This is a genomic window from Oryzomonas sagensis (assembly GCF_008802355.1).
Taxonomy (GTDB): domain Bacteria; phylum Desulfobacterota; class Desulfuromonadia; order Geobacterales; family Pseudopelobacteraceae; genus Oryzomonas; species Oryzomonas sagensis.
Genome location: NZ_VZRA01000001.1, coordinates 413,272 through 432,295, shown reverse-complemented (window position 1 = coordinate 432,295; position 19,024 = coordinate 413,272). Strand labels below are relative to the sequence as shown.

Below are 19,024 nucleotides of genomic sequence, written 5' to 3'. Positions count from 1 at the left end.
TTAGAACCTAGTTTTCGATACGATATTAGGTGCATGAATAAGTATCTCTAAATTTTTTGTTAAATAATATTGCATTATGAATGCGTTAAGAAAAAGGTATATGCTATTTGCAAGTGCAACACCAATAACTCCGAACAAATTAAAGCCAGTCAACTTTAAGACAATTCCAATACTAAATCCGATAACACCAATTTTAGTCGGTGTATGTGTATTTCCTTTAGCATAAAAACTTGTTGAAAGAATTTGCCCCATAGCGCCGCCAATCAAAACCCCGGCGAGTGCTATTAAAATCAGCCAGAAATATTGTAACTGGGCTGCTAAAAAACGGCCATGACCAAAAACGACACTTAGAATTGGCCTACCAATCACTATGATAACCAATAAAATAATACCCGTAAGCCATACCACAACTGATAGACGCTTTTTTGATATATCTTTAAAGGTATTCCACTCGCCACTACTGGCCTTCTGTGCCAATAATGGTACCATTGGGCTTGCAATGGCAGAGGTAATAACCTGATTCCCGGCGCCATAGATCTGTTGTGATAAATGCAAAAGGGAAAGTTCACCCATTGGCGCCATAGAAGCCAAAAATCTATCAATCAATTGATCTGTTTTTGAATAGGTATTCCCTAATAAAAGGGGCTTAAGTTTTGTCCATGCTTTTTTGAAAGCGATGCTTTCAAAATCAAGCCTTTTAAACTTACCCAAAATTGGCAAAAGTAATGCCATTTGGATAAACATTTTAAGTACCATTGCCCATGCTGCTGCCATTACCCCCATACGAGGGAGTAAGCAAACGAGAAAGATTAACCCAATAATCGTTGAAAACACTGGGCTTAAACTTACCCATACAAATTGCTGCTTTGCATTATATGCCGCGCCCAAAACTCCTGCAAGTGCGGTGAACAGCATGCCAACAAGTTGTATTTTCGTTAAAGCTATCGTAAGGGTTTTTGAGTGGGGCGAAAAACCAGGTACAGTCATTGGCACCCAGTAATTCGTGGTTAGGTATAGTATTACCGTTGTTACGGAGAACAATACGCCAATTGCTAAAAAGAAGTTCCACGTTTCTTGATGGAAAGAGTCATCCTGTTCTGTTGCGAGTATTGGTACTAGAACAAATATTAAAGAGCCAGTGACTACTGTTAGGATGAGTTGGGGGACGACCATGCTTGCAAAAAAGGAATCTGTCTCAGTGCCAGGTCCAATTATTGTAACTATATACCACTGATAAATAAACGTGAGTAGAACATTTATGCCGGTCAGGCTACCAAGTATAGTTGCAAGCCGCACAGTTATTACACCTTTTCACCTTTATTGATACAAAATTAATGAGCTAACTAAACTTACCAACCCAAAGTACGGTACGTCCGTCATTATACCAAGCCGTAGTAAGCATAAACCAATCGTTCCCTATTTTCACATTAGTCCCCCATTCAAGCTCATGCCAAGAATAGTCTCCTGCATATATAATGGGATTTTTGTTGCTTTTCACCCAAGATGCTAGTGAGGTGGCCTGCGCATGGCCAATGCTACTTAATAAGGTATTATTGGGTTTCCCGCTATAATTCATATTATACACTCCAGAGTCGAACCATAACCTAGGTGCTAATACCCCGTAGTCATCCCACGAGCCAGGAGGGCCGGGCCGCAATACCGGGTTTGATGGATTTTTAGTCCAATTTATACCATCATAACTAGTAGCAATTCCTATTGAGCTATGTATATCAGTAGTTCCAGATGCCCATCCTCTGTATGCCATAACATATTGTTTTCCATCATGAATAATTGAAGGGTGGTCTACTCCCCCCGAATCCCATTCACCCATTCCGCCAAGTTTAACGACAGGGTTCCCAGAAAATTTAGTAAAAGAAACCCCATCCGTAGAATTTGCTAATCCGATCTGTTCTCCTTCCAAGCCGAACCCTGAATAATACATCATGATTTGTCCGCTTCTTTCAATGACGGAGGGATGTGCGACCCCGTTTTCGTCCCAATCACCTGGACTACCTAGCCCTAGAATAGGATTATTAGGCAAATCATTCCAAGGTCCCTCTAAAGAAAGCCCATCGCTGATATGTAAACCAATTAGATTGGTAGCAGAACTGTTTTGGCCGCTATGGTATAGCCACCATTTACTGTCCTTGAACAATAAAGAATCACCGGTGTCTGCTTTTAATTCATTCCACGCCCCAGCAGATCCAGGCACCAGAATTGGGCTCATTTTATCTTCAGCAAATTTAACATCTTCAAAGGGCGTACTACTTTGGGAGTCTGCGTTTCCACAAGCGGAACAACAGCATAAGATCAATACATAAAAGAATTTTTGTAGCATACACTAGCTCCAGAAAAGGCGGAAAAAATGAAGATCCATAGGCAAAATTCTAAATTAAATTAAATTTATACCACTCAATAGCACTGGCTAAGCCTTGTTTAATGGTATGTGCAGGCTCATAGCCTAGCAACTGCGAGACTTTGCCTATATCCGCTTGCGAGTGCATAACATCGCCGGTGCGAAAATCTCCATAAACTGGCTTAAACTCAGCAAGGTGTGCATACTCGCCAGCTAACAGATCACGAATATTGGCAAAGAGTTGACAGAGAGTAGTGCGGTCGTTGAGAGCAACATTGTATATCTGATTGACTGCTGCAGAATTAACCACTGTCGCCGCCAAAATATTTGCCTGTACAACATTCTCAACATAACAAAAATCACGGCTGGTTTCGCCGGTGCCATTAATCTTTACAGATTCTCCCTTGATCATGGCGGCAATCCATTTAGGAATAACAGCTGCATAGGCACCATTTGGATCTTGACGCGGGCCGAATACGTTAAAATAGCGTAGTCCAATGCACTCAAGACCATAATGTAAGGCAAACTGTGCAGCGTGTAACTCATTGACAAATTTGGAGACGGCATAGGGTGAAAGCGGATTGCCGATATGCTCTTCAACCTTTGGTAGCGCTGGATGGTCGCCATAGACTGAACTGCTGGAGGCATAAACAAAACGCTTGATTTTGTTGTCCCTGGCCGCGACCAGCATATTGAGCGTACCGTTAACGTTGTTCTCCGTGCTGGCGATTGGATCGGCTATGGAACGGGGTACTGACCCCAAGGCACCCTGATGGAGCACATAGTCAATACCTCGGCATGAGGCCTGACAGGTCGGAAGATTGCGGACGTCGCCTTCAATAAAGTTGAAGCGTTGCCATTGTTGTGCAGTGACAAGTGACCTTACTTCGTCCAGATTACTTTGTTTTCCCGTTGAAAAGTTATCCAGCCCAACGACAGTTTGATCCAGCTTTAGGAGGTGTTCAAGAAGATTGGACCCGATAAAGCCAGCGGTACCCGTAATTAACCAGCGTTTCGGTTTTTTATGTAGAGCGTCTCTGCACGTGTCATACGGTGTGGACATTGTTTCCCCTGACTTGCTTGTAGAATGAGGCCTTTAGAGCCGCCAGACCGTCATGCCTGCCTGTTCGAGGGCATGACGGTCATAGATGTTTTTCACATCACAAATAACTGGTTGTGATGGAGCGAGATGCAATAACTCATGAGGGGTAAGGTTGAGGTATTCATGGTGCGCTACGGCAATAATTAGGGAAGCAGCGGGTTTAAGTTCATTATAAGGTATGAGCTTTACATCATATTCGTGTAGTGCCTCCGAGGGGTCAGCCAACGGATCGCATACCTGGACAGCAATACCATAGTCCTGAAGCTCATTTATAATATCAATCACCTTGGAATTACGCAGATCCGGGCAGTCCTCCTTGAAAGTCAGTCCCAGCACCGTAACTGTTGCCCCCAACACGTTATGTCCGGCGCGAATCATCTCCTTAACAGTGCGCTGGGCAATAAACTTGCCCATGCCGTCATTGATCCTCCTGCCGGCAAGGATAACCTGCGGAATATAGCCCATCTTTTCTGCTTTGTGTGTAAGATAATAAGGATCGACGCCGATGCAATGCCCACCTACTAGACCTGGTTTGAACGGCAGAAAATTCCACTTTGTCCCGGCTGCCTCAAGAACATCGTGAGTGTCGATACCCATATGGTCAAAAATAATGGCCAGTTCATTCATCAAGGCAATATTCAGGTCGCGCTGGGTGTTTTCGATAACCTTTGCCGCCTCTGCAACCATTATACTTGGTGCCCTGTGCACACCAGCAAGCACGACAGATTCATAGACCTGCGCCACAATTTCAAGTGTTTTCGCATCCTGGCCGGAGACAATTTTCTTGATCTTCGTAAAGGTGTGCTCCTTATCACCGGGGTTGATTCTTTCTGGACTATACCCTACGGTGAAATCCTTTCCACATACGAGCCCGGATAACCTTTCCAATACCGGAACACATTCATCCTCGGTAACTCCAGGATAAACGGTCGACTCATAGACAACAATATCCCCCCGTTTAAGTGCTTTGCCGACAGTCTCCGAGGCTTTGAGCATGGGGGTCAGGTCAGGCTGGTTCGCCTCATCCACAGGCGTAGGAACGGCAACGATATGAAAGTCTGCTTGGCTAAGCTCATTAATACTGTCGGTAAAAAGGATATTCGAGGAGAGAAGTTCTTCTGAAGTTACCTCGGCAGTGCGGTCATAGCCAGTTTTCAACTCCTGGATTCTGATTGGGTTGATGTCAAAACCGATTGTCTTGCGCTGTTTCCCAAAAGCAACTGCAACTGGTAAGCCAACATATCCCAGACCAATAACTGATACTATTCTTGTTTCCATCTAAATTTATGTCCTTTGGTTAATGGTTGTAATGTTCAAATACAATAATACCCGCGATACCACTCCACAAACCGCCCAATCCCCTCCTCAATGGAGGTTGCCGGCTTGAACCCCACATCCCTCATCAAATCATCCACATCGGCATAGGTCGCCGGCACGTCCCCGGCCTGGATAGGCAGCAGGTTCTTTTCCGCCTTTTTACCGAGGCGGTCTTCAAGTACCTCGATAAAGCGCATGAGCTCCACCGGGCTGTTGTTGCCGATGTTGTAAAGACGGTACGGCGCATAACTTGTGCCGGGGTCGGGCTGGTCGCCATTCCATGATAAGCTTGGAACCGGTATGGTATCTGTGACCCGCATCACGCCTTCCACGATATCGTCGATGTAGGTGAAGTCCCGCTGCATCTTGCCCTGGTTGAAGACATTGATCGGTTTGCCCGCCAGGATTGCCTTGGTGAAGAGGAACAGCGCCATATCCGGCCGCCCCCAGGGGCCATAGACGGTAAAGAAGCGCAGGCCGGTGGCGGGGAGGTGGTACAGGCTGGAATAGGTGTGGGCCATCAGCTCGTTGGCTTTTTTGGTGGCGGCGTACAGGGAAACCGGATGGTCCACGTTGTGGTGCACGGAGAAGGGCATCAGGGTGTTGGCGCCGTAGACCGAGCTGGACGAGGCGTAGACGAGGTGTTTGACGTCGTTGTGGCGGCACCCTTCCAGGATGTTCATGAAGCCGACGATGTTGCTGTCGATATAGGCGTGGGGATTTTGGAGGGAGTACCGTACCCCGGCCTGGGCGGCCAGGTTTACAACCTTGTCGAACCGTTCGTCGGAAAAGAGGCGGGCAATAGCCTCCCGGTCTTCGAGGGAGGTCTTGACGAACCGGAAGCCGGGTTGTTCCTCCAGTTGCTTGAGCCGGTCATGTTTGAGCCGGACGTCGTAATAATCGTTGAGGTTGTCGAGGCCAACGACCTCGTCGCTCCTGGCCAGCAGGCGCTTGCTAAGATGAAAGCCGATAAACCCGGCAGCGCCGGTTACGAGAATCTTGGACATGGTTTACCTCTCACTGCCCAATGGACAATCTGTAGCCAATGTACGACCGGCCAGCGGCAGCTTAACCGTTGGCCCGCATTTCCCGCTCCGCCTGCTGCAAATCGCCATCCACCATCATGTTCACGAGTTGATCGAAGCTCGTTTTCTGCTCCCAACCCAACTGGCATTTCGCCTTGGAAGGGGCGCCCAGCAGCAGGTCGACCTCGGCCGGCCGGAAGTATTTGGGATCGATCCGGATGACACCCCAGCCGGTGGCGCGGTCGCTGTTCAGCCGTGCATATTGTGGGGCTGTATACGCCCAATCTAAGCTATTAGATATAACATACCGCCAGTAATGATTGCAAAAATAAAATGAGAAAATACCGTGGATTTATTGGGTTGTGTACGGATACCCCGGAGTGGGCGTATGAACTCTCTACAGATAGGGTGAAAAGAGCCGCGCGTAATTATCCCTGAGCCTGATGGGCAGAGAACGGCCGTCGATCTCCTCCTGGGTGACCTCGTGGGAGGCGGCGAAGGCTTGTTCGAAATGCCGTTTGAGGCTGGCGGCAAAGGACTCGTCGAAAACACTCAGGTTGAGTTCGAAATTGAGGCGCAGGCTGCGGGAATCGAGATTGGCCGAGCCGACCAGCGACCAGACGTCATCCACCAGAAACAGTTTGGTATGGACAAAGGGTGGGGGCTGGTAGAATACCCTGATACCGTTGGCCAGAAGCTCCCATAAGAGCCCGCGGGTGGCCCAGTGGACAAACGGCAGGTTGTTGAGGCCGGGCAGGACGACGCGCACAGTCACACCGCGCAGGGCGGTGGTGATCAGGGCGGCGATCATCGGCCGGTCGGGGATGAAGTAAGGGGTCATGATGCATACGGACTTCTTGGCGCAGGCGAGCACCCCCATGATGATGTGCTCGAGTTTGCGGAACTCGTTATCCGGCCCGCCGCTGATGGCGCGGGCCAGGGAGTTGCCCTGGGGAGCGAGGGGGGGAAAGAAGGAGGGCGCGTCCAAACGTTCGCCGGTAACGAAATACCAGTCTTCCAGAAAGGTCCTTTGCAGATCTGCCACCACCGGACCCTGGACGGAAAAGTGCATGTCCCGGATGGCGGTGCCCCTGTCGGTGGAGGCCGGTTGGTGGCGGCTGCGGATATTCATGCCGCCGGTGAAGGCCTCGCGCCCGTCGATGATCAGCAGTTTACGGTGGTTGCGCAGGTTGATGTAGGCGCCCCGGCTCAGGGGAAGATAGCGGACCAGGCGCACCTGGGTGCCTGCGAGGGCCGTGCGGGGGAGGTGGCGGCTGTACTTCTCCCCCAGGGCGTCGATGATGATCCGCACCGCAACGCCCCGTTCGGTCGCCTCCTTGAGCTGATCGATGAACTCGGCACCGATGCCGTCGGCGTCGAAGATATAGCTGCTCAGATTGATGCTTTCCTCTGCCCGCCTGATGGCCGCCAGCATGGCCGGATAGGCTTCCTCGCCATCCACCAGCGGGATGATCCTGTTGCCCTCCCGCAGCCTGGTGCGCACCACTCGGTCCCCCAGTACGCGCAGGTCATCCAGATGTGCCGCGGCCAGAGGAAGTCGCACCGCCTCGCTGCCGGGGTCCTTAAGGGGGTGTATCTCGCTTCCGCTGAGTCTGCGGCCGCTTTCCTGCCAGCGCCGGGCTTGGCGGGAGATGCGGTTGACCCCCAGGCACCAGTAGAGGAATGGGCCAAGCAGCGGCAACGTCAGGCTGATGCTCATCCAGCCCAGGGCGGAACGGGAATCGCGTTTATGGAGCAGGGCGTGCCCCGCCGTGACCAGCGAGAGCAGGCAGACACAGAGGGCGAACAGGACGATGAAGGCATGATCCATGGAGAGGTCTATGCCGGATCGATGAGGATGTCGTCTCCACTGATTTGGACGGGAAAGGTTTTCAGGGTGAGGTCGGGGTGATCCGTGCATCCGCCATCGGCAAGGTTGAAGCGGTAGCCGTGGCGCGGGCAGGCGATATACCCCTCTTTGACAACGGCGGCATTCATGGGGCTCCCCTGGTGGGGACATTCGTTCTCGCAGGCGAAGATGGTCCCTTTGACGTTGACCAGGAGAATTTCCCGGTCTGAGACGGAAACAACCTTCTTGCCGAAGTTAGGAATCTCGCCGACCTTTGCCACCGGTGTCATGGGAGCACCTCCTTGAAGGGATGAGTTTGGTTAATCTACCTCAAAAAGGCTGAAAAGACAAGGAACATCGCATGGTTTAAGGTTTGTGCCAACACGGAAAACCTGGCGCGGCGAAAAAGGTGCCGGCGGGGCACAATGCAAGTCCGTTGGTTACGGCTCAAAAAAAAATCATGGGGCAAAAAACTGATTAAAAAACAGGCAATTTGCCGGGGCATTCGGTATGCAAAAAGAGCAGGGTCTATGACAAACATGCTGTATATATTTGATATTATTGTTAAATATAATATGGCACGCTCTGTGCTAAGGAAATTTCCATAAAGTGAGGTGCAGCGGACAATACAAATACATATATATTCACGCATTCTACTCTACAGAACGTGCATCGATGAAACCAATGTCGCTTTCATCCAATCACCGTTCAAAATCAACGATGAAAAGGAGAGGAAAGATGAGGATTGGTAACGTAGCAGCAACAACAATGGCAGCACTGGCCTTTGCCTGTGGAACGGCACTGGCGACCCCTTCAACGCAGATTTGGATTCCTTCCCCCGATGTCAAAGGTTTCAAAGAAATTCATATCGATGTCGACAATTATACCCGCTTTTCCGGAAAAACCGAGGGTGGCTTCAACCCCAATCTGTACAATATCGGTCTGAGTGCCGGCGTACTGCCGTCGGAAAACGTCAAGCTGGAGGTCGGGGTTGATTTTCTTAAGTCGGGCTACCAGGACGATGCCATTTATGGCTATGACCGGGCACCCTTCTATTTCAACGCAAAATTGGGTACGCCCGAGGATGCCTTTGGCATCAAGGGACTGCCCCAGTTTGCCATAGGCGCATATAACCTCGGCACCTACGATAAGCCGGAGGTGAGGGGCCTCACCACGCGGCAGAATATCGTCTATGGATTGGTCGGGAAAACTCTGCCGGTCGTCGGCCGCTTCTCCGCAGGCGGTTACTATGGCTCCGAGCGTGCCCTTGGCAAGGGCGCCAACAGCGGCGTCATGGCGTCCTGGGACCGCACCATGAGCGAGATCTCCGACAAACTCTGGCTGGCGGTCGATTACATGGGGGGCAACAACGCCAACGGCGAAGTTTCGGTGGGCGGTTCGTGGGCCTTCTCCAAACAGGTTTCGCTGATCGTTGGTGTTGTTGTTTTCAACCCGTTCTACACCACATCGGTTTCCGATCCCGGCAACGGTAACGGGGGTAATGTCAATCCCGGCGGCAAGCCGGCCTTTACCACCCAGTTGGATATCGCATTCTAAGCTGTCCCTCCTTATAATTCGGGGGCGGCTGCCCGCGCCCCCGCCTTTTTCCAGGAGTGGCCCATATACGCGCAAACAAAGGAGGCAGACGCAATGAAACTCATCGAAGCTATCATAAAGCCCTTTAAATTGGACGAGGTTAAGGATGCCCTCAATGAAATCGGCATCGAAGGTATAACGGTCAGCGAGGTCAAGGGGTTCGGCCGGCAGAAAGGGCACACCGAGCTCTATCGCGGTGCAGAGTACGTGGTTGATTTCATCCCCAAGATCAAGATCGAGATTGCAGTGAGCGACGATCTGGTCACCAAGGTAGTGGAGACGATTCAAAATACGGCCAAGACCGGCAGGATCGGTGACGGCAAGATCTTTATCGTCTCGCTTGAAGAGGCGGTAAGGATCAGAACCGGCGAAAAAGGTACGGACGCGATTTAACAATCATTGGATATAACCACTTATCTACGGAGGACTATCATGAAGCTCAAACTGTATTTTGCCGCAATTATGCTTGTCATCCTGGCCGGTCTGATACCGATCTGCGCCATGGCTGAAGAGAAAAAGGACGCCGCCCCGGCAGCACCCGCCGCGGCCCCGGCCGCAACCGCGCCTGCCGCCGCCGCTCCGGCGGCAGCAGCCCCGGCCACGCCGCCCGACGTCAAGCCGGTGCTCAACACCGGCGATACCGCCTGGATGCTGGTTTGTTGCGCCCTGGTGCTGTTGATGACCCCCGGTCTGGCCTTTTTCTACGGCGGCATGGTCCGTCAGAAAAACGTCCTCTCCACCATGATGCATTCGTTCGTGGCCATGGGCATCGTCGGTGTTCAGTGGGCGGTCATCGGCTACTCACTCGCTTTCGCCCCCGACCTTGGCGGCGGCCTGGTGGGCAACTGCAGCAAGTTCATGCTGAACGGCCTCATCATCATGAAGGATGCCGCCACCGGCACGGTGGATTGGGCCCTGTTCCAGAACTACGCCAAGGAGCCCGGCGCGATTCCCGAGTTGGTATTCGCCATGTACCAGGCCATGTTCGCCATGATTACCGTCGCCCTCATCTCCGGCGCCCTGGCGGAACGCGTCAAGTTTTCTGCCTTCTGCCTGTTCGTGCTGCTCTGGACCACCCTGGTCTATGACCCCCTGGCCCACTGGGTCTGGATGACCGACGGCTGGCTCTTTAAAAAAGGCGCTCTGGACTTCGCCGGCGGTACGGTCGTCCATCTCTCCTCCGGTATTTCGGCCCTGGCGTTCCTGGTGTTTCTCGGCAAGCGCCGCGGTTTCCCGACCGAGCGCATGGCTCCCCATAGCCTCCCGCTGACCCTGTTGGGCGTTGGCCTGCTCTGGTTCGGGTGGTTCGGATTCAACGCCGGTTCAGCGGTTGTCGGCGTCAACACCTCCGATGCGGCGGGCGGCCTGGCCGGTCTGGCTTTTACCACCACCGCCATCGCTCCGGCTGCCGCCGGCCTCTCCTGGATGTTCGCCGAATGGTTCCACGCCGGCAAGCCCAGCGCCCTCGGTTTCGGTTCGGGTATCGTGGCCGGTCTGGTCGTCATCACCCCGGCAGCCGGTTTCGTACAGCCGGGTGCTGCCCTGCTCATGGGTTTTGCCGCCGGTATCGTCTGCTACCTGGGTGTGTTGATGAAAGCCAAGCTGAAATATGACGACTCCCTGGATGCCTTTGGCGTGCACGGCATCGGCGGAACCTTTGGCGCCATCTTGACCGGCGTCTTCGCCACCGTCGGCGCAACCGGCCTTCTGACCGGCAACGCCAAGCAGCTCATGATCCAGTTGATCGCGGTTCTTGCGGCCGGGGGCTATGCCTTCATCGTCACCCTGATCATCGCCTTTGTTCTGAATAAGACCATCGGCCTGCGCGTGGATAAGGAAGACGAAATCATGGGCCTCGACCAGACGCAGCACTCCGAGTCCGGCTACAATATGTAACAGCCCTTTCACCACCCGCAGCAACCGAAGAAGCGGAAGTCGTCCCCCGGGACGGCTTCCGCCCTTGTCATTCACTCTGACGATCCTTCCGGAGATCAATCAGTATGGAAACCCCGGCAGACAGGCATATCGACGGAGCCATCAGTCTAGAGCTTCTCAAGCAATTGGCATACAACGAGAAGATGTCCGAACTCGGCAGGATATCCGCGGGTGTGGTCCATGAACTGAACGCGCCGCTTTCCGTCATCATCTCGGCCTCCCAGTTGATCATGCGGGAAGCCGATGTGCCGGAGTTCGTCCGGGAGATGGTTGCCCGAATCAGCTCCGAGGCCCTGCGCCTCTCCCACATGACGCGCGGGTTGCTCAATTTCAGCAGCCAGGAGGAAACGGAATCGGGCGGGGAGGCGGACGTCAACCTGACGGTGGGGTTCGTGCTGGACTTTCTCGACTACGAAGCGGCTCGGCGCGGAGTGACCCTGCTGCGGAAACTGGACTACCATCTGCCGGTGGTGGAGGTCGGCGCCAACCTGCTGAAACAGGTCCTGCTCAACATCATCATGAATGCCCTGCAGGCCATGGAACGGGAAGGGGGCAGCCTGATGGTCGAAACCCTGGCGCCGGAGCCGGGAAAGGTGAGCATCGTCATCGCCGATACCGGGCCCGGCATCCCGGCCGCAGCCCTGACCAAGATATTTGATCCTTATTTCACCACCAAAAAGCCGGGTGAAGGCACCGGGCTGGGGTTGTTCGTCACCAAGACGCTGGTGGAAAATCTGGGGGGGAGTATCGGGGTGCGAAGCACGGAAGGGGAGGGGACGACCTTTACCGTGACCTTCGCCGTTGAAGAGTAATGATTCTCAAAACAACCGTCCACGAAATACGCTCATAAAATCAGCCTTATTATCGAGTCGTTGTCCTACAGGCCGTTTCCGGCCAATGCCTCCACCAGTTTTTTCTGCTCGGTACTCAGCGACCCCGGTATCTGGATGGTGATCTTCACATAGAGATCCCCCTTGGTGTTCGATCCCAGCGGCTTCACGCCGCACCCCTTGAGGCGGATCTTCGTACCGGCCTGAATGCCGGCCGGCACCTTGATGCGCTTATCCCCCTCCAGGGTAGGCACATCCAGTGAGGTCCCCAGGCAGGCGGCGCTGAAGGGTATGGAGCGCTCCACGAACAGATCGCCTCCCTCGCGGGTAAAGACCGGATCGGCCAGCACGCGGATGATCAGGTAGAGATCCCCCTGCGGCCCGCCGCCTTCCCCCTGCCCACCTTTGCCGGCAATACGAATCTTGCTGCCGTTTTCCACGCCGGCCGGGATCTTTACCTTGAGTTCCTCCCGCTTGCCGTTCCTGCGGAAAGCCACCAGCTTTTCGGCGCCCTGGGCGGCATCGCGGAAACTGACGTCGGTCTCCATTTCGTGGTCAGCACCCTTTTGGGGCGCCGCCCGGAAGCCGTTCCGCCCGCCGCGGCCAAAGGCACCACCGAACAGGCGCGAGAAGATGTCTTCGCCGCCTCCCGCCCCCATATCCTTGTAGGCGTTGCCGAAGTCGAAACCGCGGAAGATGTCCTCCTGGCTGTACTGCCGGTGGAACCCGCTCGAGCCGAAGGTGTCGTACTCTTCCTTTTTCTTGGCATCGGAGAGCACGGCATAGGCCTCATTGATCTCCTTGAATTTATCCTCGGACGCCTTGTCCCCCGGATTGCGGTCGGGGTGGTACTTGACCGCCAGCTTGCGGAAAGCCTTCTTGATTTCGTCCGGGGTGGCGCTCTTATCGACTCCCAGCGCTTTGTAATAATCCGTCTGTGCCATGGTTGTTTCCATCCTTTGTCGTGCAGCGTCTCAGCAAAATGTAATTGCTGGACGCCCGTCTGTCAATGAATCCCTTTGGGAACGCCCCAACATTTTCCCACCAGCCCCGGAAAAGTTCACGCACTCTTAACCGGACCTTAACGCCAACACCTGAGATTGTCTGGTACTAAATCCGTCGGAGCATCACTGCGCAACTGCGCTTCCCGGAGGCTTTGGACGGCAGTTCACAACCAAATACCAGATGAAGGAGGAAACGTACGCATGTCACAGAATGACGACAAGAACAAGGGTCTCGAACCAGGTGCGACAAAGGGTATCGACCGGCGCGAGTTCATAAAGCGCACCGCAGCCGGCGCCGGCGCCGTCGCGGTGGGTATGGTCATGGGAGGCTGCGGGACATCGTCGTCTGCTGCCACGACCAGTTCGATTGCAGCCGTAGTGCCGTCCAAGACCGCATGGAAATTCGCCGTCATGAACGACACCCAATGGACCCAGACCGATGACGGCTACAACCCCAACGGCACGCCAGTGGACATCATTGCCAAGCTGAACCAGGAGTTTATCAACAAGGGTGTCAAGTTTGTGGTGCAGACCGGTGACCTGACGGAAAAGGCAAGTTCGACCGGTACCACCAGCGCCACCAAGACGGTCAACGGCACGACCACGACCTATACCTACTCGAACACCGCCGCCGAGGACATGCGGGCGGTCTTTGCCCAGACCCTGTACAACGCCGGGATCGGTTTCTTCCCCCTGCGCGGCAACCACGACAGTGCGACAACCACGGCCACCGAGTTCCAACGTGCCTTTCCCCAGACACAGAACGGCCAGATGAACACAACGCCGGCGGATGTCTTAAGCCTCACCAACCCCGATGCCGACCTCCAGCCCTCCCCAGCCAAGAACGGCGCCGCCTTCACCCTCGGCTCCAACTTCAGCAGCCCCAGCACCGATGTGAATAACCTGAAGGGCCTGTCCTATTCATTCGACTACAACAATGTGCGCTTCGTGCTGCTCGACCAGTTTAATCCGGCCAACAACCTTAACGCCGACGGCACGGCCTATGCCCTCGGCACGACCATCGCCGCGCAGCAGAGTTGGATCGATGCCACCCTGGCCGGCAAGCCCACCGGCGGCCACGCCTTTGTCTTCAGCCACAAGGGGATGATCACCCAGGATCATACGGATGTGCTCTTCGGTAACGATCCGTCGGCCGCCAGCTCCCCGGGGCTGGACGCTTTCATCACCAGCTTGAAGAACAACAACGTAGGTTATCACTTCTGCGGCCACGACCACATGTACGACCGCAGCCTGGTGGCCACCTCAGACGGCATGACCGCCAAGGTGATGCAGATTGTGGGTGCCTCCAACAGCAGCAAGTTCTACTATCCCGCCAATCCCTCCAACGACGTGACCTACAGCGGCGGCAAGCGCCAGACACTTGCCAAACAGGAACTGAACACCATTGGCTATTGCATCGTGACCGTTGACGGGTCGCACGTGACGGTGGACTACTACTCCGCTCCCGCCTATCCCGCGCCGGTCAACGGCGGGGTGATCGCCACCGTGCCGCCCCTCACCTTCACCAAGCGTGAGACCTTCGGGTACAGCCTGAACGGCACCCAGTTCGTGGTGGCGGCCGGTGCCGCCTATACCGCGGTACAGAATACGAGCACGGCCGGGAGCGGCACGGTCGCCAAGGTTTTGGCCGGTTCCAACGGCTATACGGTGACCGATCCTTCGGGACGCTTTTTCAGCGCCACGGTCAACACCGGCTGGTATGCTGCCAATGCCACCGCCAGCGACATCCTGCTGCTGCGGGGCATGTCGGCCTCCTTGGGGAGCACCCAGACCGACATCTTCGCCCTCTCCCTGACCTACGACAAGACCAAGGTGACCGACACCCAGATCCAGGCCGGCTCCTTCGCCCTGGCTGCGCCGGACGACAGCGGCAACTGGACCAACGCCGTGAACAAGAGCACCGGCGGCACGAAAAAGTTCGTGCTCGGCCCCTGGAAATCCAGTTATACCTTGGGCACCTATGGTGTGGATACGGCCAGCGGCACGGTTTGGGCGGTCGTCAACTACAACGGCTACTTCGCCGCCGTGGCCGGCGTCTAGGCGGCGGAAAGGGATACCATGTTCGGATTCGGCGTACCGGAATTGCTCATCGTTCTCGCCATAGTCGTGGTGGTCTTCGGAGCCAGCCACCTTCCTGAGATCGGCGGTGCCCTGGGCAAGACCATCCGCAATTTCAAAAAGGCGTCAGAAGGCAGGGACGAGATCGAGGTCAAGGCGAAAGAGGCATAACTGCAGGATCTTTGAACAAAGAAAAAGGCCACATCCTCGAACGGGTGCGGCCCTTTTTGTCTCATTTCTGCAAACAGGCGCGGGAAAAGGTAACGGTTTTCCCGCTTGACAATCTCAATTAATGTGACTAACATTTAGTTATCCGAACAGTTCGGAAAACTATTTTAAGAGACGGGTCATGGAACAGATCGAACGGATAGCCCAGCTCTACCCGGTCATCATGCGGGTCATGGGGAGGATCAGGAGCATCGTCCACGAGGGGATGGACCTGACCTACAACCAGTACAAGATGCTGCTGACCATTTACGACAAGGGCAACTGCACCCTGAACGTGCTGGCCAAGGAGCTCCAGATCGCCATGAGCTCGGCCAGCGAGATGGTGGACCGGCTGGTCAACCTGGGGTTCGTGTACCGGACCGTGGACGAAGACAACCGCCGCCAGGTGATGATCTACACCACGGAAAAGGGCGAGGAACTGATCCGGGAGTTGCGCCGGGGGATCGTGGAGAACTACCGCACCCTGCTGGACCGGCTGCCGCCCCGGGATCAGGAGCGGCTGGTGGTCGCCTTTGAAAACCTGGCGGAGATTCTCGGCAAGCTGGAATAGGGCAGGTACCGACTTTGACGGCAAGAAGGAGGCTGTGATGAAAAAGGTGATCGTGATAGGCGGCGGCATTTCGGGGCTGGCGACGGCCTGGCTGCTGCGGGACAAGGCGCGCACGGCGGGGGTGGAACTGGACCTGGCCCTGCTGGAGAAGGATGAACGGGTCGGCGGCAAGATCTGGAGCATCAAGGCCGACGGCTATACCTGCGAATGGGGTCCCAACGGCTTCCTGGACAGCAAGCCCCAGACCCTGGAGCTCTGCTCGGCCATCGGCGTCGACGGCAACCTGCACCGCAGCAACGACAACGCCCGCAAGCGCTTCATCTTCTCCGGCGGCGAACTGCACCAACTGCCGGAGAACGGCGCATCCTTCCTGAAGAGCCGCTTGATCTCCTGGCCCGGCAAGCTGCGCCTGGCCCTGGAGCCGACGCCGTTCATCGCCAAGGCCCCCCAGGGGGTGGACGAGACCCTGGCCGCCTTCGGCCGCCGCAGGCTGGGTGAGGAGGCGTTGGACAAGCTGATCGCGCCCATGGTGTCGGGCATCTTTGCCGGCGACCCGGAAACCATGTCGCTCGTCTCCTGTTTCCCGCGCATTGCCGAACTGGAACGGGAGTACGGTGGGCTGGTCCGGGCCATGATCATGCTGGCCAGGAAGAAGAAAAAGGAGCGGGCCGCGGGCAAGGCGGTCTCCAGCGCCGCCGGTCCGGGGGGCGTCCTGACCTCGTTCCGCGAGGGCATCCAGTACCTGACCGACGCCCTGGCCGCATCCCTGGGGGACGTGGTCAAGCCGGCCAGCCCGGTGGCGGCGGTGGCGAAGGGGCAGAGCGTCCCCTACCGCGTGCGCTGCGCCGACGGCAGCGAGCGGGAGGCGGACGTGGTCATCGTCGCCGCTCCCGCCTTTGCCACGGCCGAGATGCTCACCGGCCTGGATGCGGGGCTTTCCGGCGTGTTGCGCCAGATCCCCTACGCCACCATGACCGTGATCTGCTTCGGCTACGAGCGCGACCGGATCTCTCACCCCCTGGACGGCTTCGGCTATCTGGTCCCCAAGAAGGAGGGGCGCAGCATCCTGGGCACCCTGTGGGATTCCAGCATGTTCGAGAACCGCGCGCCGGAAGGCAAGGTGCTCCTGCGCAGCATGATGGGCGGGGCCTGTTTCCCGGAGTATGTCAAGCTGAGCGACGACGAGGTGACGGCGCGGGTCAAGCGGGACCTCAAGGATACGATGGGGATCGGCGTTGATCCGTCGTTCGTGCGGATTTTCCGCCACGAACAGGCCATCCCCCAGTACACGGCGGGGCACGGCAAGCGCCTGGAGGCGTTGGGGGCGGGGCTTGCGGCCCATCCCGGCCTGATCCTGACCGGCAACTCCTACCGGGGCATCGGCTTGAACGACTGCGTGGCCGCAGCCCAGCGGGCTTCGGACGAGGCGCTGGGGCTGCTGTAGATCACTGCCGCCCTGATACGGGAAAAGGATTTTTCTCCGAGTGGTTGTGGGGGGCGCCATGGCGTTCCATTGCCGGGCCGCCTTTCCCGCGGAAATATCGTGGCGCTCCTTGACAGCCCGGCTTCTCCGGCGTAATTTGTGACCGGTTGCGTTACGATTCGCTCTCATGGGGTGAGGATATGGTTTCACGGGATGAAGCCCTATAGGCCGGATGAAAAGCCGCTCAGGTCAGCAGATTGCTGATCGGGCGGCTTTTTTGTTGGCCGGGCGCTCCCCTCACCATCCATCAGCCCCGGAGATACACCTGGCCCTTATACCCATAACAACCCCATAAGCTGCAAAGGAGGCGCCCCATGTACAGCTCTGACAACGTCGGCAGGAACACGATCGCAATGGTACTGGCCGGAGGCAGGGGGGAACGGCTCAATCCGCTGACCATGCGCCGGGCGAAACCGAGCGTTTCCTTCGGCGGCAAATACAAGATCATCGATTTCGTGCTCTCCAACCTGTTCAACTCGGGCATCAAGAAGGTCTACATCCTGACCCAGTACCGGGCCTACTCGCTCAACAAGCATATCCGGGAATCCTGGGGCAAGTGGACCGGCCTGGGGGAGTTCTACGTGGCCATCTCGCCGGAAACCAGCAGCGAGAGCGAGGAGTGGTTCAAGGGAACCGCCGACGCCATCCTGCAGTACCTGCGGTTCGTGGAGTCCTCGGATGCGGATTACGTGGCCGTGTTCGGCGGCGACCACATCTACAAGATGGATATCAGCCAGATGATCAACTACCATCGCATGAACCGGGCCGACATCACGATCGCGGCCCTGGAGGTGCCGGTGGAAGAGGCCAGACGGTTCGGGGTCTTTTCCGTGGACGACGATTCCCGGGTGACCGCTTTCGCGGAAAAACCGGCCAATCCCGAAACCATCCCCGGAAGGGCAACCTGCTTTGCCTCCATGGGCAACTACATCTTTCCCACCAAGAAGCTGATCGAGGTGCTGCTGGAAGGGAAGAAGCAGCACGAAGACCTGGATTTCGGCAAGCACGTGATCCCCATGATGCTGGAAAAGGGGGACCGGGTGTTCGCCTATAACTTCAACGATAACCTGATCCCCGGCATGAAGAGCGAGGAGCGGGGCTACTGGAAGGACGTGGGCACCATCGACTCCTACTACGAGGCCAACATGGACCTGATCCATGTATCGCCCCAGCTCAATCTCTACAACTACAAATGGCCCATCCTCACCAACCAGGGGAACCTGCCGCCGGCCAAGACGGTCTTCGACGACGACGACCGCCGCGGCCAGAACATCGACTCGTACGTCTGCGCGGGCTGCATCACCAGCGGCGGCACGGTCCGCCGGTCGATCATCGGCCCGTTGTGCAAGATCAACAGCTTCAGCCTCGTGGAGGATTCCATCCTGTTCGAAAACGTGAACATCGGCAGGCACGCCAAGATCAGAAAGACGATCATCGACAAGGGGGTGGTCATCCCGGACGGGGCGATCATCGGCTACGACCGCGAGGCGGACCTGCGCCGGGGCTACACCGTAACCGAATCGGGCATCGTGGTGGTGCCGCGGAAAGATTCGGCGATCAAATAGGAGCAGGGGCAAGGGTTCCAGGGGAGAATACTGCCGGCAATAACCTACGACTTGTCCGCCCTACCGAGGGCGATGAAGGCGTTTGCTGGTGCGGAACCTGATTAT

General features: G+C 55.8%; 18 protein-coding genes. 9 read left to right on the top strand and 9 right to left on the bottom strand.

The window, feature by feature from the left end; genetic code table 11:
- The 8 genes from murJ to F6V30_RS01950 form a co-directional block, all read right to left on the bottom strand.
- A complete protein-coding gene (gene murJ / locus F6V30_RS01985; protein WP_191965543.1) occupies positions 1 to 1,296 on the bottom strand; it encodes a murein biosynthesis integral membrane protein MurJ in 1,296 nt (431 codons plus the stop codon).
- 43 nt (positions 1,297 to 1,339) lie between these two features.
- A complete protein-coding gene (locus F6V30_RS01980) occupies positions 1,340 to 2,338 on the bottom strand; it encodes a glycoside hydrolase family protein (protein ID WP_151154837.1) in 999 nt (332 codons plus the stop codon).
- A 49-nt stretch (positions 2,339 to 2,387) separates the two neighbouring features.
- On the bottom strand, positions 2,388 to 3,419 hold the full coding sequence (locus F6V30_RS01975; protein ID WP_151154836.1) for an SDR family oxidoreductase: 1,032 nt from the start codon (positions 3,417 to 3,419) through the stop codon (positions 2,388 to 2,390).
- A 33-nt stretch (positions 3,420 to 3,452) separates the two neighbouring features.
- Positions 3,453 to 4,736 carry a nucleotide sugar dehydrogenase gene (locus tag F6V30_RS01970; RefSeq protein ID WP_151154835.1) on the bottom strand — a complete coding sequence of 428 codons (1,284 nt, stop codon included), beginning with the start codon at positions 4,734 to 4,736 and terminating at the stop codon, positions 3,453 to 3,455.
- A gap of 35 nt (positions 4,737 to 4,771) precedes the next feature.
- Complete coding sequence (locus F6V30_RS01965) at positions 4,772 to 5,782, bottom strand: NAD-dependent epimerase (protein WP_151154834.1); 1,011 nt, start codon at positions 5,780 to 5,782, stop codon at positions 4,772 to 4,774.
- 61 nt (positions 5,783 to 5,843) lie between these two features.
- The gene (locus F6V30_RS17305; RefSeq protein ID WP_275938127.1) at positions 5,844 to 6,053 is read right to left on the bottom strand and encodes a GDP-mannose 4,6-dehydratase; all 210 of its coding nucleotides are present in this window, start codon (positions 6,051 to 6,053) and stop codon (positions 5,844 to 5,846) included.
- A gap of 144 nt (positions 6,054 to 6,197) precedes the next feature.
- Complete coding sequence (gene cls / locus F6V30_RS01955) at positions 6,198 to 7,631, bottom strand: cardiolipin synthase (RefSeq protein ID WP_151154833.1); 1,434 nt, start codon at positions 7,629 to 7,631, stop codon at positions 6,198 to 6,200.
- An 8-nt stretch (positions 7,632 to 7,639) separates the two neighbouring features.
- Positions 7,640 to 7,939 carry a Rieske (2Fe-2S) protein gene (locus tag F6V30_RS01950; RefSeq protein ID WP_151154832.1) on the bottom strand — a complete coding sequence of 100 codons (300 nt, stop codon included), beginning with the start codon at positions 7,937 to 7,939 and terminating at the stop codon, positions 7,640 to 7,642.
- Between the two features lie 385 nt (positions 7,940 to 8,324).
- Here F6V30_RS01950 and F6V30_RS01945 point away from each other — a divergent pair, with 385 nt between their 5' ends.
- From F6V30_RS01945 to F6V30_RS01930, 4 genes are all read left to right on the top strand, one after another.
- The gene (locus F6V30_RS01945; RefSeq protein WP_338042755.1) at positions 8,325 to 9,206 is read left to right on the top strand and encodes a hypothetical protein; all 882 of its coding nucleotides are present in this window, start codon (positions 8,325 to 8,327) and stop codon (positions 9,204 to 9,206) included.
- A gap of 93 nt (positions 9,207 to 9,299) precedes the next feature.
- Positions 9,300 to 9,638, top strand: a complete 339-nt coding sequence (locus F6V30_RS01940; RefSeq protein ID WP_151128339.1) for a P-II family nitrogen regulator — start codon at positions 9,300 to 9,302, stop codon at positions 9,636 to 9,638.
- A 39-nt stretch (positions 9,639 to 9,677) separates the two neighbouring features.
- Positions 9,678 to 11,141, top strand: a complete 1,464-nt coding sequence (locus tag F6V30_RS01935) for an ammonium transporter (protein ID WP_151154831.1) — start codon at positions 9,678 to 9,680, stop codon at positions 11,139 to 11,141.
- A 104-nt stretch (positions 11,142 to 11,245) separates the two neighbouring features.
- Positions 11,246 to 11,992 (top strand): sensor histidine kinase, encoded by a 747-nt coding sequence (locus F6V30_RS01930; protein ID WP_151154830.1) that lies wholly within the window; start codon positions 11,246 to 11,248, stop codon positions 11,990 to 11,992.
- A gap of 65 nt (positions 11,993 to 12,057) precedes the next feature.
- On the opposite strand, the gene F6V30_RS01925 is transcribed toward F6V30_RS01930, so the two are convergent.
- Positions 12,058 to 12,954: a DnaJ C-terminal domain-containing protein gene (locus tag F6V30_RS01925; protein WP_151154829.1), complete on the bottom strand. Its 897-nt coding sequence runs from the start codon at positions 12,952 to 12,954 to the stop codon at positions 12,058 to 12,060.
- Between the two features lie 261 nt (positions 12,955 to 13,215).
- Between F6V30_RS01925 and F6V30_RS01920 the strand changes: the two genes are divergently transcribed.
- The 5 genes from F6V30_RS01920 (at position 13,216) to glgC (ending at position 18,919) form a co-directional block, all read left to right on the top strand.
- Positions 13,216 to 15,075 carry a metallophosphoesterase family protein gene (locus F6V30_RS01920; RefSeq protein WP_151154828.1) on the top strand — a complete coding sequence of 620 codons (1,860 nt, stop codon included), beginning with the start codon at positions 13,216 to 13,218 and terminating at the stop codon, positions 15,073 to 15,075.
- 18 nt (positions 15,076 to 15,093) lie between these two features.
- Complete coding sequence (locus F6V30_RS01915) at positions 15,094 to 15,264, top strand: twin-arginine translocase TatA/TatE family subunit (protein ID WP_151154827.1); 171 nt, start codon at positions 15,094 to 15,096, stop codon at positions 15,262 to 15,264.
- A gap of 178 nt (positions 15,265 to 15,442) precedes the next feature.
- On the top strand, positions 15,443 to 15,871 hold the full coding sequence (locus tag F6V30_RS01910; RefSeq protein ID WP_149307240.1) for a MarR family winged helix-turn-helix transcriptional regulator: 429 nt from the start codon (positions 15,443 to 15,445) through the stop codon (positions 15,869 to 15,871).
- 37 nt (positions 15,872 to 15,908) lie between these two features.
- Positions 15,909 to 17,315 (top strand): protoporphyrinogen oxidase, encoded by a 1,407-nt coding sequence (gene hemG, locus F6V30_RS01905; protein WP_151154826.1) that lies wholly within the window; start codon positions 15,909 to 15,911, stop codon positions 17,313 to 17,315.
- A gap of 353 nt (positions 17,316 to 17,668) precedes the next feature.
- Positions 17,669 to 18,919 carry a glucose-1-phosphate adenylyltransferase gene (glgC, locus tag F6V30_RS01900; protein ID WP_151154825.1) on the top strand — a complete coding sequence of 417 codons (1,251 nt, stop codon included), beginning with the start codon at positions 17,669 to 17,671 and terminating at the stop codon, positions 18,917 to 18,919.
- The last annotated feature ends 105 nt before the right edge of the window (positions 18,920 to 19,024 follow it).